General features: G+C 38.7%; 16 protein-coding genes and 1 riboswitch. Of the genes, 7 read left to right on the forward strand and 9 right to left on the reverse strand.

All coding sequences use genetic code 11. From position 1 onward, the window contains the following. The first annotated feature begins 117 nt into the window (after nt 1–117). The gene (locus KO513_RS01925; RefSeq protein WP_252735640.1) at nt 118–705 is read left to right on the forward strand and encodes an ankyrin repeat domain-containing protein; all 588 of its coding nucleotides are present in this window, start codon (nt 118–120) and stop codon (nt 703–705) included. A 34-nt stretch (nt 706–739) separates the two neighbouring features. Next, nucleotides 740–1,849, forward strand: a complete 1,110-nt coding sequence (locus KO513_RS01930) for an acyltransferase family protein (protein ID WP_215912051.1) — start codon at nt 740–742, stop codon at nt 1,847–1,849. A 127-nt stretch (nt 1,850–1,976) separates the two neighbouring features. Here the strand turns inward: KO513_RS01930 and KO513_RS01935 are convergent, their stop codons facing one another. The 3 genes from KO513_RS01935 to KO513_RS01945 are packed head-to-tail and all read right to left on the reverse strand — an operon-like array spanning nt 1,977 to nt 3,349. After that, nucleotides 1,977–2,255 carry a DUF3526 domain-containing protein gene (locus tag KO513_RS01935; protein ID WP_215912052.1) on the reverse strand — a complete coding sequence of 93 codons (279 nt, stop codon included), beginning with the start codon at nt 2,253–2,255 and terminating at the stop codon, nt 1,977–1,979. Further along, nucleotides 2,239–2,379, reverse strand: coding sequence for a hypothetical protein (locus KO513_RS01940; RefSeq protein WP_215912053.1), 141 nt, complete (start codon nt 2,377–2,379; stop codon nt 2,239–2,241). Before KO513_RS01940 ends, KO513_RS01935 begins: the two co-directional genes overlap by 17 nt. 55 nt (nt 2,380–2,434) lie before the next feature. After that, nucleotides 2,435–3,349 (reverse strand): helix-turn-helix domain-containing protein, encoded by a 915-nt coding sequence (locus tag KO513_RS01945; protein WP_215912054.1) that lies wholly within the window; start codon nt 3,347–3,349, stop codon nt 2,435–2,437. Nucleotides 3,350–3,498: 149 nt separating this feature from the next. Between KO513_RS01945 and KO513_RS01950 the strand changes: the two genes are divergently transcribed. The 5 genes from KO513_RS01950 to KO513_RS01970 all read left to right on the forward strand — a co-directional run bounded on the left by KO513_RS01950 (nt 3,499) and on the right by KO513_RS01970 (nt 7,080). Further along, nucleotides 3,499–4,251, forward strand: coding sequence for a hypothetical protein (locus tag KO513_RS01950; protein ID WP_215912055.1), 753 nt, complete (start codon nt 3,499–3,501; stop codon nt 4,249–4,251). A 53-nt stretch (nt 4,252–4,304) separates the two neighbouring features. Further along, a complete protein-coding gene (locus KO513_RS01955; protein ID WP_215912056.1) occupies nt 4,305–4,763 on the forward strand; it encodes a nuclear transport factor 2 family protein in 459 nt (152 codons plus the stop codon). A 584-nt stretch (nt 4,764–5,347) separates the two neighbouring features. After that, nucleotides 5,348–5,821, forward strand: coding sequence for a cupin domain-containing protein (locus KO513_RS01960; RefSeq protein WP_215912057.1), 474 nt, complete (start codon nt 5,348–5,350; stop codon nt 5,819–5,821). Nucleotides 5,822–5,831: 10 nt separating this feature from the next. Further along, nucleotides 5,832–6,605, forward strand: a complete 774-nt coding sequence (locus KO513_RS01965; RefSeq protein WP_215912058.1) for a carboxymuconolactone decarboxylase family protein — start codon at nt 5,832–5,834, stop codon at nt 6,603–6,605. Between the two features lie 10 nt (nt 6,606–6,615). Beyond that, nucleotides 6,616–7,080, forward strand: coding sequence for a (R)-mandelonitrile lyase (locus tag KO513_RS01970; protein WP_252735641.1), 465 nt, complete (start codon nt 6,616–6,618; stop codon nt 7,078–7,080). A gap of 52 nt (nt 7,081–7,132) precedes the next feature. Here KO513_RS01970 and KO513_RS01975 read toward each other — a convergent pair whose 3' ends face one another. The 6 genes from KO513_RS01975 to KO513_RS02000 all read right to left on the reverse strand — a co-directional run bounded on the left by KO513_RS01975 (nt 7,133) and on the right by KO513_RS02000 (nt 15,116). Next, nucleotides 7,133–8,473, reverse strand: a complete 1,341-nt coding sequence (locus tag KO513_RS01975) for a DUF3526 domain-containing protein (RefSeq protein ID WP_215912059.1) — start codon at nt 8,471–8,473, stop codon at nt 7,133–7,135. Continuing rightward, a complete protein-coding gene (locus KO513_RS01980; protein WP_215912060.1) occupies nt 8,474–9,910 on the reverse strand; it encodes an ABC transporter permease in 1,437 nt (478 codons plus the stop codon). It abuts the gene before it with no gap. Between the two features lie 2 nt (nt 9,911–9,912). Continuing rightward, nucleotides 9,913–12,411: a TonB-dependent siderophore receptor gene (locus KO513_RS01985; RefSeq protein WP_215912061.1), complete on the reverse strand. Its 2,499-nt coding sequence runs from the start codon at nt 12,409–12,411 to the stop codon at nt 9,913–9,915. A gap of 5 nt (nt 12,412–12,416) precedes the next feature. Continuing rightward, entirely contained in the window at nt 12,417–13,106 is a 690-nt protein-coding gene (locus tag KO513_RS01990; RefSeq protein ID WP_215912062.1) for an ABC transporter ATP-binding protein, read from the reverse strand. 261 nt (nt 13,107–13,367) lie between these two features. Beyond that, on the reverse strand, nt 13,368–13,670 hold the full coding sequence (locus KO513_RS01995) for a hypothetical protein (protein ID WP_215912063.1): 303 nt from the start codon (nt 13,668–13,670) through the stop codon (nt 13,368–13,370). Between the two features lie 144 nt (nt 13,671–13,814). Further along, on the reverse strand, nt 13,815–15,116 hold the full coding sequence (locus KO513_RS02000) for a Na+/H+ antiporter NhaC family protein (RefSeq protein ID WP_215912064.1): 1,302 nt from the start codon (nt 15,114–15,116) through the stop codon (nt 13,815–13,817). A gap of 48 nt (nt 15,117–15,164) precedes the next feature. After that, nucleotides 15,165–15,263, reverse strand: a riboswitch (SAM-I-IV-variant riboswitch). Nucleotides 15,264–15,308 lie beyond the last annotated feature (45 nt).

Raw genomic sequence — 15,308 nt, forward strand, 5'->3', positions numbered from 1 at the left:
TTTTTATCACTTCCGCAAGGCTTATATACATTGCCCCATAGGTGATTAGTACTGCATCGGCGTTCGATGGACCTTTGAAACATCAAATAAAATGTTGAATCACTAAAAAGTAAAATCATGAGAAAACAAGAAAACCGTCCCGCTAAACAAATGAGTTATCTACTGCTTATTATTGCCATGTGCTTAGCCGCCTGCGGACAACAAAAGCAGAAGAGCAATGATCAAGCGATAGCCAAGACCGAAGTAAGCGCACCGGATATTCCCCTAACACAGGCCGTTATAACTGGTAACCTAGAAGCTGTTAAACAGCATATTGAGGCCGGTACCAACCTTAACGAAAAAGATGCCCTAAGTGGGGCCACTCCTCTAATCTCGGCCATAACCTTTGATAAAACAGAGATTACTGCGGCCCTTATCGATGCCGGTGCCGATCTTGAAATAAAAAACAACGACGGTTCCACCGCCCTTCATGTAGCCGCATTTTTTGGTAGGGTAGAACTGGTACAGATACTAATGGATGCCAAGGCCGACAAAACGGCCAAGAACAACTATGGGGCCACCGCCCGGGAAACGGTCTCCGGGCCTTTTGAGGACATGAAGCCCATCTATGAAATGATGCAGCAGCAATTGGGGCCTATTGGATTGGACCTAAACTTGGCCGAACTGGAAAAGGCACGTCCTGTCATTGCAATAATGCTACAATAATGTATAACCATTAACCATTCAAAAAACGACAGTCATGAAAACCGTTAGACGTTACGATATAGACTGGGTAAGGGTCATCGCCATAGCCTTATTATTGATCTACCATATAGCCATTGTTTTTCAGCCCTGGGCCATGTTCGTTGGTTTTGTACGCAGCAATAACGCCCTTGAAGGATTATGGGTACCCATGACTATGCTCAACGTTTGGCGTATTCCAATCCTGTTTTTTGTATCGGGAATGGGACTCTTTTTCGCCATGCGAAAGCGCAACTGGAAACAACTTATAGGGGAACGTACCCAACGTATACTTATACCCTTCCTGTTTGGCATTGTGGCCATTTCACCCCTGCACATGTATCTTTTTCAAGCGTTCTACAAACAACCTTTAAGTTACTATCCCCATACGGGCCACCTGTGGTTTTTGGGCAATATTTTTGCTTATGTCCTTCTTTTTCTACCTGTTTTTCTTCTATTGAAACATCGTGGAGGAAGGCTTAAAAAGCTATTGGAGAAACTTATGGGTAACGTGGCGGGGCCACTGACCGTCTCTTTGTTCTTTATACTGGAGGCCATTTTGATAAAGCCACAGATCTACTCCCTTTATGCCGAAACCTGGCACGGCTTTTTTCTGGGAGCCCTAGCTTTCTTTTTTGGATATCTGTTTATCTATATAGGCAGTCCGTTCTGGAACACCTTGAAAAAATGGAAATGGGCCTATTTGGCACTGGCTGTAGGCTTGTATACCCTGCGACTTATATCATATCATATGGAATCCCCTGGCTATTTGATGGCCATGGAATCGACCTGTTGGATATTCGGTATTTTCGGACTCGTGTTCCAATACCTTAACAGGCCCAGCCGACTATTGGAATATTTAAGCAAGGCGGCCTACCCAGTGTATATTATCCATATGTTCGTGCTGTATTTGGGGGCTTGGCTGATACTGCCCTTAAACATACATCCTGTCTTACAGTTCATTGCCATTACCGTTTTTACCTTTACGACCTGTTTTATCCTCTATGAGTCTTTGATTCGTAGAATTGAGGTTTTACGCCCTTTGTTCGGGCTACGAATGGAAAAATGGCCAAAGGAAAAATCATTGGAGGGTAATCCTACGTCCAAAGAAGCCAGTACTTATCCATAGCTGAGAACGAGCTCCGATAGAAAGAAGCCATTCTGACGGCTTAAGGGATGGTGATATGCAATTGGAGTAAGAAAACAGTTTCTATTTCAATGAAATAAAAAAGGGCCGAAAAATTCGGCCCTATCACTTATAATTTCTTTAGGTTCATCCTTCCTAAAACCCCTATGACAAGGGTTATTAATAAGGTGGGAAGTATTAGTTTTAGCCAACTAAAACTCCGGTTGCCTTCATGAAATTTAATGTTATAGTTTTTCCAATCTACAGATTCAGCCGGTTGATTTTTAAAGATTTTGGGATAAAAATCCAAGCGTAGCTTTTCATGAAACTCGGTAAGTTGTTTTAAGAACCCCAAGTGACTGATCATATCCGTTCCGGCCAAATGATTAAAACTAAGTTGCGCATGCATGGTAGGAACAAAAAGCGCCACTGTTTCGCTTACCGTGTTCGGTCATTTCGGTACTGGTATCATGAGATTCTAAATCGCCCATATGCTGCATACCGTAATACCAAAGCCAAGAAAATTCGTCCATTGTTTTTTTTAAATGTATCCTGAAAAGAAGGCTGAACTAACGAGAAAGACCAGTACTAATTCAACGAAGCCCTGAATTCCTTTGGTGAATGTCCCACCTTTTGCTTGAATAACCGACTAAAGTGTTGCGGATGTTTAAAACCTAGTTCATAGGCGATTTCACTGACCGATTTATTTGGATCGAACACTTTCTCTTTTGCCACATCGATCAGTTTTGACTGAATATATTCTTGTGCAGATTTACCGGTTTCCTTTTTAACCAGATCACCAAAATAATTGGAAGATAAATGCAGCTCATCTGCAAAATAACCTACTGACGGCAATCCATTGGTTTTTGGCTTATCCGAAGAAAAATAGCTACTTAGAAGGTTGTCAAACTTTTCTAAGGTTCCTTTGTTTACCACTTCTCGTGTAATGAATTGACGATCATAAAAACGAAGGCAGTAATCTAAAAACAATTCAATATTGGTAACGATCAGTTTCTTGCTATGCTTATCAATAGGCTGTTCTAGTTCAAACTGGATTTTATCCAATAAACTTAAAATTACTTTTCGCTCTTTTGCCGACAGATGCAAGGCTTCATTACTGGAGTAGGCAAAGAAATTAAATTTATGTATTTTTTTAGCCAAGTCCGTACCCAATAAAAGGTCCGGGTGAAATAACAAGGCATAACCTTTTGGCACATAACCCGGTTCATACCCCCCAAATTCTATAGTTTGGTTGGGCGCCATGAAAACCAAGGTACCCTCATCATAATCGTATGAACTACCGCCGTACTTTAATTTACAGCCTACGGCATCTTTCAAAAAAATAGCATAACAGCTATAATGAAATCCGTCATAGGATTTATTGATATATCCGCTTTCATCTACCCTAACAAAGTCTACAATACCCACCAACGGGTGAAGTACCTCGTAGTTTCTTAGTTTAAAGTAATCTGCAATGGTTTTGATTTCCAATATATTTTTCACAACCGGTTGATTTTAAAATAAAGATAACCTATTGATAGACAAATCATCAAGTGTAATGATAATATCAGTAATAATGGTATAAACATCAGTTATTCGGGTAGTATAATACCTGTTTTCTTAGCCTAATTTTGGCAATGTAATCACGTTAAATGAAGAAGATAGGAACTTTTTTGCTATTGCTATTATGCATGACCTCTTATGCGCAGGAAAATGAACAAGAGAAAAACAACATGTTTTTAGATGATTTTAGAGGTACTGCCAGTATTACCCATAATGGCGTATCATTGGTTCCTTCTTTTTCTTTAGGTGATCCTGCTTTGTTGTTCGATTTAAAGTTTATTAAAAAGAAATTCAGTTTTGAACCAGATATGCGTTTTTCGCTCGAAGGCAAACCATGGACCATGCTTTTTTGGTTCAGGTACAAAGCAATGGAAAATAAAAAGTTCTCTTTAAGGTTGGGGGTGCATCCTGGATTAAATTTTAGAACGGTCAATATCATACGTAACGGACAAAGTGAAGCTCTATTAGAATCTAGAAGATACTTAGGTGCAGAAGTGGTGCCTAAATATCAAATTACTAATAAAATAGGAGTAGGCATGTATTATTTGTATGGTCGAGGTTTTGACGAAGGAGTGAAAGAAACTAATTTTTTGGTATTCAATCTTTCATTCAATCAAATAGCTCTCTCAAACTCGTTATTTTTAAACTTTACGCCACAAGTTTACTATCTTACTTCAGATGAACTTAAAGGGTACTATACTTCGGGATTTTTAACTATAGCGAAGAAGAAATGTCCGTTTTCATTGACCGGAGTTATAAACAAAGGCATTAGCACGCAAATATTACCCGATGGCGATTTTACGTGGAGTATTCTTTTGAACTATAGTTTTTCGAAAAGTTAAAGGAATACCTTTAAACAAACTAAAGTATAATACTAATTAATAACAATAATAAAATGAAAACAAAAATTAAGATTTTCGCCATTCTCATTACTATTTTAGGAAGTTTCAATGCAATAGCACAATCCGAAATCGAGGAAGAAATTAAAACACTATCAACATTAAAATGGCAATGGATGGCTGATAAGGATGTAGATAATTTGGAAAAGCTATTTCATGAAAAATCCAAATTTGTACATATGAGTGGTTCTTGGAAAAAAGAAAGGGAACTAGAAATTATCAAGACCGGAAGTATTTGGTACAAAAATGCAGAAGTACATGACGTTGCTGTAGAAACATTTGGTGACGATACCGCCGTACTTTGGAACCGTATTACGCTTACGGCACATGTAAGGGGAAATGATGTTGAAAATGAATTTACGGTTACAGAATTTTATAAAATGGAAGGAGAAGATTGGAAATTACTGGACCTGACATTTAGCAGTGTACGTGATACCCATAAAATTGAACACTAAAAAATTAACAATGCTAAATAAACAACTGATATAAAGACCGTGAAGTAATATTATTAGAGGTGGACTCATTGATTACAAAAAAGGCAGATGTTCATGAAGTCATGGTCGAGGTTTTGTCGAAGGTGTGAAAGAAACTAATTTTTTGGTATTCAACCTTGCATTCAACCAAATAGCTCTCTCAAACTCGTTATTTTTAAACTTTACGCCACAAGTTTACTATCTTACTTCAGATGAACTTACGGGATACTATACTTCGGGGTTTTAAACTATAGCGAAGAAGAACTGTCCATTTTCATTGACCAGAGTTATAAACAAAGGCTTTAGCACACAAATATTACCCGATGACGATTTTACGTGGAGTATTCTTTTAAACTATAGTTTTCCAACAAAAAGAAAGATTTAAAAAAAGGTATACCTGTTATTAAAATGACTACTTAAACAAAGTAATACATGATAAAGCTAAAATATACATTAGTACTTGCAAGCATACTTTTATTTGCTAGTTGTAATGAACAAAACAAGTAAATAGCCTATTTGATGTACAATTGGCTAGAAGAAAAGAAATTAAACTAAAAAACAAGGAAATGAAAAATCTAATAACAACGGTACTGTTTATCCTTCCCATTTGCATTTTTGCTCAAAATACGGACTACAAAGTATCTTCATATAAAGACGAAGGCTTCAAGGCACCAAATACGCATTATATTGGTGAAGCATGGTTGAACGGAGTATTACAGGCAGATGATGAAACTAACTTTAATATTACCAAAGCCACTTTTAAGGCAAATTCTACATTAGATTGGCACAAACATTCAACTTCTCAAATTCTTATTTACGTTGACGGTGAAGGTTATTATCAAGAAAGAGGAAAAGACCCTGTGATACTTAAAGTAGGCGATGTGATTAAATGCGATAAAGAAACAGAACACTGGCACGCTTCAACCAAGGATAGTGATGTCACTTATTTAGCAATTTATGGAGGAGGACAACCCACCACATGGACCGAAGTGATATCTCAAGAATATTATGATAGCGTTGCCGATCAACTGAAAGACTAATATACCCCTTATGAAATTAAAGCAATTGAGTACTAAACCTATAATACGTTTAAGCAATATCCTTACTACGGGAACAGTATTGTTTTGGGTATTATTATTTATCAGTTTTCAATCTAACGCGCAAGAATTAACTTTAAACAATGCTTTAACTGATAAAGAAACCAGCATCATCAAAATTGCAAGTTATACTGCACAAGGTGATTTAGAGAACTTAAAGGTTGCGCTTCATGATGGGCTGGATAATAAGCTCACCGTTAACCAAATTAAAGAGGCGTTGGTACATGTGTACGCCTATGCCGGGTTCCCAAGAAGTATTCGTGGTTTACAAACTTTTTTACAAGTGCTTGATGACCGTAAAGAAATGGGAGTTATTGATGAAAGGGGAGTAGAGTCTACTCCTATTCCAGATACAGGCGAAAAATATATGCGAGGAAAGAAAATTTTAGAGACTTTGATAGGTAGACCCTTAGACGGACCTAAACCGGAATACCAAAAGTTTTCACCCGAAATGGATAAGTTTCTTAAAGAACACTTATTTGCCGATATTTTTGAGCGCGATGTACTTACGTATAAACAACGTGAACTGGTGACCATTTCCGTCATAGCAAGTTTAGGTGCCTTAGAGCCCATGTTAAACAGTCACCTAAACCTTTCATTGAACGTAGGTTGGCAACCAAGTCAACTGCACCACTTTATAACCACTATAGAACGTACGGCCTCACCTGAGCACGCGAAAACTGCAAAAAATGTTCTCGCTAGGGTTCTAGAAAGTGTAACCGATTAAATAAGATATAATGATTAGTAGAAAATTAATATACATCAGTATCGTTATGGCAAATGTGGTAGGATGTAGCGGAACCAGTCACCTTAAGCAGCAAGAAACTATATTCCCAAAAGGAACGGAAATAACCAATGACCACTTTACAGGAACTGCATGGTTAAATATGTTAGCCCCTCCAGACGGATTAAATACCATGTATGCTGGTTTAGTCACTTTTGAACCCGGGGCACGTACCCATTGGCATTCACATCCTGCGGGACAAATATTGATTGTAACACAAGGAGAAGGTTACTATCAAGAAGAAGGAGAGCCAAAGCGTATATTGCGTAATGGCGAGACTATAAAATGTATGCCAAATGTTAAGCATTGGCATGGTGCCACTCCAAATTCAGCGGTTGCACATATTGCAATATCAAGTAAGGATAAAGGACCTGCGCAGTGGTTTCAGCCGGTAACGGATGAAGAGTATTCAAAATAAATAAGTTGAGATCTACTTCATATAAAAGGGCCGAAAAATTCGGCCCTATCATTTATAGTTTCTTTAGGTTCATCCTTCCTAAAACCCCTATGACAAGGGTTATTAAAAAGGGAGGAAGAATTAGTTTTAGCCAGCTAAAACTCCGGTTGGCTTCATGAAATTTAATGTTATAGTTTTTCCAATCTACAGATTCAGCCGGTTGATTTTTAAAGATTTTGGGATAAAAATCCAAGCGTAGCTTTTCATGAAACTCGGTAAGTTGTTTTAAAAACCCCAAGTGACTGATCATATCCGTTCCGGCCAAATGATTAAAACTGAGTTGCGCATGCATGGTAGGAACAAAAAGCGCCACTGTTTCGCTTACCGTGTTTCGTAACATTACTTTTTCGGTCATTTCGGTACTGGTATCATGAGATTCCAAATCGCCCATATGCTGCATACCGTAATACCAAAGCCAAGAAAATTCGTCTTCGGGAACAGGATAATTTTTAAACTGTGGGTAAGCTTCTAAAAACCCGTCCATTGTAGCGCTTTTTTCCAAATCCCATTTTTCATGGTAGCCGTCACGTTGTTCAACCATGGCATCCAATGCTTCGGGAACTTGATATTTGTTCAGCACATAATTATTGATCATTGCGGGAAATAAAATGGTCAAGACCACCCAAATAGATATCAATGCCAGGGCATTAAAACTAGAACTCTTTAAAAACGAAACCATCCAAAAACAGAGCGTACTCCAAAATAATAGGTACAAAAGGCTTTGTAAAAATATACCCCAGAAATTTTGGTCCATGGGTATTTGTAGGATAACGCTCGATAGGAGCAGAAGCACTACGAGCACCGCAAAAACAAAGAGTACCCTAACCAAGAGTTTTTTGAATAAAAAGGCCGCTTTTCCAGAAGTTTGCGCGGCCAAAATACGCCACGTACCCCATTCCTTTTCTTCAGAATATAAATTAAAGGTCATGGCTATCAACACTAAAGGAAACAAATAAATGATGACAAACCCTAAATCTAGGTTGCCCGACATGAGCAAGGACGGATTCTCAAAATCGGTATCATATTTTTGTCCTTCCAGACCACGAATGGTGACTGCTTGCAATAACGGATTTACATCACTCTGACCAATAGAAAGAGCGTTTATATTGGCTGGTTTCTTAATTAAGGTAAAACGAAGGTAATACAACAACAATCCCAGGTCATCATTATGATAGGTTACATTTTTCCGTATACTTTCTTCCTGAAACTTTTGAGCGGCAACAATAGTGTTTTCCTGTTTTACCAAATACTGCTTGCCAATTAGAATACTGATAAGACCAACACTCATGAGCAACACCAGACTTACCAAGAATATTTTCGTTCTAAAAAATGATTTAAACAATAAACTATACATTTATATGGCTTTTAGGTTAGTTGATAATCTTAAGAGTCCAAATAGCGCCAAAACACCCCACAAAAGCAGCGCTATGATGGAGATGAGCTCGTTCTCAAAAAGTTCCGAAATACTTAGAAATTCATAATGAAATGGCGGAAAATTTTTCCAGTAATCGCTGGAAATAACATCCGGTCCCGCTTTACCCTTGTTAGGAATCAAATCCATTTGTAACTGGTTCATTTCCTGCGCTAAATCATATCGATAATTTTCCGCCTGATCCTTAAAATGTAGAAAAGATTGGAAATCGGTTCCCGAGAAGGCCATGGATAGATTTTTAATAGCGGTATATGGGTTGATAAAAGCAGAATATCGTTCTAGATTGTTCTGTTTTCCGTAGACTTCATACAGCTGACTTTGGTGTTTGTGATACACCGCGGCACTTAAGGCCTCGCCTTTTGCCATTACAAACCCTCCATAGTTAAAGGGAAGGTCTGCCACATCGCTAACATTATTGGCCGCAAGTACGGAATCTTTTAAAGCCTTAAAATGTGGGTCGTCCGGATTATGACTATCCCCAAGTTGAACCAAATCGTGTTCTACCGCAGTCTCCATTTCTATTTTTGAGGGTGTAGGGTAGAGGTAATACCCCATTGCCTGCAATGATTTTGGAACGATAATGATGAACAGCAACCAAATACCCAAGAGCTTCACCAATGCCCCCTTAGCAGTTTTACTAAATGCCGATACAAAAACGGTAATAGCGCCTAGAATGCCAAAAAAGAGGAGGTAGAAAACAAAAAGTACCAAATACCTTAACAAACCACCGGCATGTACTTCATACCGTTCCAATACCATAAAAAATAGGAGCACGAGAAAGACGGAAAAAAGAAAGATCAAGGACAAACTCCATAGTCCCAACCATTTTCCAAAAACAATTTCCTTTCTGGTAATACCTTGGCCTATCAGTAATTTTAAGGTGCCGTTTTCCCGTTCCTGAGCTATGGTGTTGAACCCCAAATAGAAAATTAATAGGGGTACGATTACCTTTAATAACATGGCCAGACTAACTTCTCCGAAACGCAATAAACCGGTGGACATACTTGCTTCCGAAAAATTGACGGTATTCTGTTTGTGCGCCTCCAAAAACATGGCGTTGCCCACAAAATTTTCCATCCCGAGGTCAAAAATACTTAGTACATGCTTAATTCTAAAGGCGAACGAACCGTAATGGGCCATTCTATGTGGATGCTTGTTCGGATTGTTTTCCCAACTTTCTTGAACCTCGTGTTGAATTTCATGGCGGGTATGATTTTGGTCGTTATAATTCTGCCATCCGCTATAGGCCGAAAATAATAATAGTCCGCCCATTAGCACCGAAGCTATTAAGAGCACTTTAGATCTAAAGGCATCTTTCCAGAATTGGCGTGCCAATAGATAGATTACATTTTTTCTCATACTTAGAATTTATAGGTTGCATTCAGCAATACATTTCTTGGAGCTCCAGGCCCTAATCTAGATGGATTTAGCCCACCTAACCAATACGTTTCATCAAATAAATTGTTGAACTTTAAGGTCAATTGCATTCCTGTGTTATTTGGTTTATAATAAACCGCTGCGTCAAATACGGTATAGGAAGGGAGGAGTAGTCTATCCGTATCGTAAGTAGGGTTATACCATGTATACCGCTCATCCATATACTGGGCACCCAATCCAATTCCGATACCTTTTAAGGTTTCATTAGTGAAATCATAACGACCCCAAATATTCGCATTATGCTTAGGGGCACCACCAATAGGCTCACCAATGAATTCCTCTATGGCATCCTCAACAATTTCAGCATCGGCAAACCCATAAGATGCCGTAAGTTGAAAGTTTGAAGCTATATAACCGGACACATCCATTTCAAAACCTCTACTTCTTTGTTCACCTCTGGTGGTTAGGTTATCCAAATCATAGGTATCTCCAAGAAGGATGTTTTTTTGAGTAATATTGAAAATGGCAAGGTTGGCGAATATTTTTCCGTTTAAAAACTCTCCTTTTGCGCCAAATTCCGTCAAGCTACTTTCCAACGGATCAAATCTACTTGGGGAAGTGGCCCAAAAGAAACCTTCTGCCGTTGGTGATAAAGAAACTGTATTGGTGTGCGGTTGAAAGCCTTCTAGGTAAGTGGCATATGCACTAACGGTTTTTGTAATTTCATAGGTTAGACCAAATCTAGGTACAATCGCATCGTTTGTAAACTCTTGCTCATCTCCTTCACAATCAAAAATATCCGTGAAACGCTCATATCGTAAGTTTACCAAAGCTGAAAATTTTCCCACCTTAAACTGGTTTTGAATATAGAAACCGTTTGAAGTATTTAGGTTTGCAGGAATACTTAGTTCCGCAAGATTGTACGCATTGGTATTCCTAGCGCCGTTAAAAGGGTCTTCTAAGTTAAAATGAGGAACCGCAGGCACGGGTATGGTAACACCATCTACCACCGTTTGCTGAAAGTTATCCGGATTACTGGGGTCATAATTAGCCTGACCACCATCTACCGTTAAGTATCTTCTGGCACGAAGGAATCCGGCTCCAATTTTCCGCTCCCAACGTGTAGCATCATAACCCACCAAGGTTTTATTGGTAATCTTATCGGTTTTTATGTCGTAAGTGAAATAGGTGCTAAAGTTGTCCGTTTCCCAAAATTGCTGTCTTTCATCATATCGCATTCGCGCCAGCGTAGGAATTACATTCCCATCAATATCCACGGCTGCACCATCCACTCTGTGCTCGGCTAAATCTTCGTCCCAGGTTTGTTTCATGTACTGTGCATTGAAACCTAACCGATCGGTAAACCTTTTGCTAAAGTTCGCCATTAAAATGAGCTCTTTGTTTTTGTAGTGATCGCTTGAAGCACCCACGTTCATTGTAATTGGAGTACTATCTATATCATAGTTCCCATTTATAGCGCCAAAAATAGGTTGGCCTCTATCTAAGTTACCTTCGGCATTGCTATAAATCATCTCTACGTTAAGTGAGGTAGTCTCGTTGGGAATATAACTTAGAGAAGGTGTAAATAGAATAGCATTATTGTTCACAACATCCCTAAATGAATCCGCCTCTTGAATTGCGGCATTTAAGCGATATAACAGGGTTTTAGATTCGTTTAAGGGCCCCGTAAAATCGGCTGTAGCCCTTATGGTTCCAAAACTACCCGTAGTTAAGGAAACCTCATTACGTTTTTCTGCCAATGGTTTTTTGGTAACCATGTTTACGGTACCGCCGGGATCTGCACTCGAAAAAGTAACCGATGAGGGACCTTTTATCACTTCAACACGTTCTAAGTGTGAGGTAATAGGCTGAAGGAAGTAATATTGACGGGTACGCATTCCGTTTAATACTTGTCCGTCATCCGCTTGTGTAATACCACGAATATTATAGTGATTGTACAGACCTGTAACAGAAACATTACTTACCGTCTTAACGGCATCGGGTACCTGAAAGGCAAGACGATCTGCAATTAATTCTTTGGTTACCGAAGTAATGGCTTGTGGTAGCTCTTTGTTGGCAATGGCCACTTTTGTAGCCGAGAACGAATAATCACTATTATAATCCGTTCTTGCCCGACCAACCACTTCTACGGACTGTAGCTGTTCTACATTTTCCTGCAATACCAAGGTTCCTAAATCGTAATCTTTTAACTCATCAAAAGTCTTTTTAATGGCAATAGACTTCATCCCTATGTAACTCACCGTCAGTTGAAAGGTGCCGGTTTCCGAAATCTCAAAACTAAAATTTCCGTTCGCTTCGGTGGTGGTTCCCCTTTTGTTTGCCGTAGCCGTATTGGAAAATGAAACAGTGGCCCCATAAACGGGTAATCCGTTCGTATCGTTAACCTTACCATTCACTTTTATTTGACCGTACGTTGCGTTGCATAGTAGTAAGGCCAGTATTATTTTTATATAATGGTTCATCTTTTCTAAATTGTTTCTAGGTAAAGTTGGTTTAATTCATTTGCGTTAATTTCATTGGCCTTTAACTTTTGAGCCAAAACTCCTTCTTTCATAATACCAATGGTGGTGCCCAGTTCTACGGCATTAAAAATATCATGGGTGGCCATAAAAATGACCTTACCCATACTGGCAAGTTCCTTACAGATTTGAGTAAATTCCGCTGTGGCTTTAGGATCTAGGCCAGAAGTGGGCTCATCCATGAAAATAACTTCGGCATTTTTGGCCAGCGCCACGGCAATGCCTACTTTTTGCCGCATTCCCTTAGAGTAGGAGGAGAGCCTTTTATGTTGTGCATCCAACTGCAGGCCTGTTTTAGCTAGAAACGCTTCCAGCTCTGCCGTGGTGTATGTGAATCCTGCTAAACGGCTAAAGAAATCCAAGTTTTCTACGCCACTAAGGTTACCGTAAAGTTGTACCGTTTCGGGAATATATGCGGTAAGTTTATTGGTATCGTCCTTTCCTACTTCTTTATCGGCAATAAAGGCTTGGCCGCCATCTTTTGATATAAAGCCTAAAAAAATATTGATCGTAGTGGTTTTTCCTGCGCCGTTCTGACCCAAAAGACAAAATATTTCGCCTTTGGAAACTTCAAACGAAACGTCTTTTAAAGCTGCCTTACCTTGATAAGACTTGCTTATGTTCGTTGCTTTCAACATAATAGTATAACTAAATTAAGAGTATCGATAAATCGTGTAATCATCCTTATACACAGCAATTTGCGGCATTAGGATATAAGTGATAAAGAAGATGTCCTTACGAAAAAGACAGGTCCATATGTATATTCAACACTTAGCTTTCAGCATACCGTATTCGAGTGTGCGACAAATCAAAAGAAGTGTGGCAAAGAAAGAATGTGACGAATGAAAAAGGCGTACCAGTCCTATAAAAATTGACGGTACTACATACAAAATGGACTGTTAAACTTGTGGAGGAGGCCGCGTAAAGCGATTACTGCCTAAAAATTGGTTCTCAAAAACGAGCTGTGGCGCATTGTTGGAGAACTTTTGTTCAAAAAAATAGAATTCCGTTTGCGGTAGAACAGGAGATTCCGTTTTTAAAAGCGGTGTAAAATTAACCGCTGTGGTAATGTGACAAACCTCGCAATGTTGCGCGTCGGAATCGTCAATATGATGAGTAAGCGCATGCAGTCCTGCCACTTTGAATACCAAAAACAAAGCGACAAAAAACATAGAAACAAAATTCTTGCTGCTTTTCATCATAAGCGACAAAAGTAAATAATACTTTAAATTATTAATGAGAATTTGAACAAAAATTACTTCGGCATGAATTTAACTGAAGTTGGAGTATAAGGATATAAAACTTCGTGAGAACACTACAAGGCCCATTTTATCTTCAAAACAAGCTTAGCGGACATGTAATGGTTTAAAGTTTATGAATACGATGGTGTAAATGAACAACAAGAGTAAATACCAGGTATTGGAAACCAAATCTATATAGTCGATTTTTCCGTTTGAAAAGCTTAAAATCATTAAAACCTGAGCTCCATAGGGCAGTAGACCTTGAAAAATACAGGCAAAAATATCTAAGATGGAAGCAGTTTTCTTGTTATTCAATCCGTATTCATCATTAATGGTTTTGGCAATGGGGCCGGCAATGATGATAGAAACCGTGTTATTGGCAATCGCCATATTAATAGTACTCACTAATGAGGCAATACCTAGCTGTGCCGTTTTTTTGTTCTTGATAAGCTTCTTTATGTTGACCAGTATAAACTCTATGCCTCCGTTTCGTTCTACTAAAGCGGCCAATCCTCCTGTTAATAGAGACAACAAGAAAATCTCTGTCATGTTCGTAAATCCAGAATAGGCAATTTTAGTAGATTCTATAAGGGTAAAATCACCATAAACAATCCCCAAAAGTCCAGCGAATACTGAACCTAATAGTAAGGTAACAAAAACGTTCACTCCTACAATAGATAGAACAATGACCAAAAGATAGGGCATAATTTTGATGACAGAATAACTATAAACTACAGTCTCCGTTTCGGCGGACTTTAATCCCAAACCCTGAAAGATTAAAATAGCTATAGTGAATAGGGCAGCGGGTACGGCAATTTTAATGTTCTGCTTGAATTTATCACTCATTTTACAACCTAAGGATTGTGTAGCTGCAATGGTAGTATCCGAGATTACCGATAAATTATCGCCAAACATGCTACCTCCTAACAATGCGCCACATAAAATGGCCAAATCCGCGCCGCTCTTATCGGCAAATCCCACTACAATAGGAGCCAAAGCAACAATGGCACCCACCGAAGTTCCGGTAGAAACCGATAAGAACCCTGCAATAATAAAAATGCCAACGTAGATGTATTGAATGGCTATAAAATCCAATCCCATATTAACAATGGCATCAACACTACCAGTTTCGTTGGTAATTGCAGCGAATGCACCTGCTAACAAGTAGATCAAACACATGGTTAGTATTTTATCATCTCCGCAGCCTTTTAAGACCGTTTTTATTTTAGAATCTATAGATTGCCCAAACATTAGGAAGGCAGCAATTATCCCTACAATTACTGCAATGGGAGCAGGTAACGCGTAGAAATCGTTTTGATATATACCCACACCCAAAAAAGTAAATACAAAAATGAATAGGGGTACGAGAGCGGAAAATTTTGGAGTTCTATCTTTGATGTTTGCCATTTCTTTCTTTATGCTAAAAAAGGAAGTAGAAGCAAATAGATAGACATATGGGTTAACATTTGTTCCAACTAATTGGCTTATCTCTTTAGCACCTTGCTCGTTATTGCAGGTTGCTATCTCCTCTTTTTGAGATTCTTGATAATTATTTTAAGGCGGCAAAAATAAGGTATAAGAACTACCTGTAACTCATAA

It is taken from the genome of Zobellia sp. B3R18 (assembly GCF_018860715.1).
Lineage (GTDB): Bacteria > Bacteroidota > Bacteroidia > Flavobacteriales > Flavobacteriaceae > Zobellia > Zobellia russellii.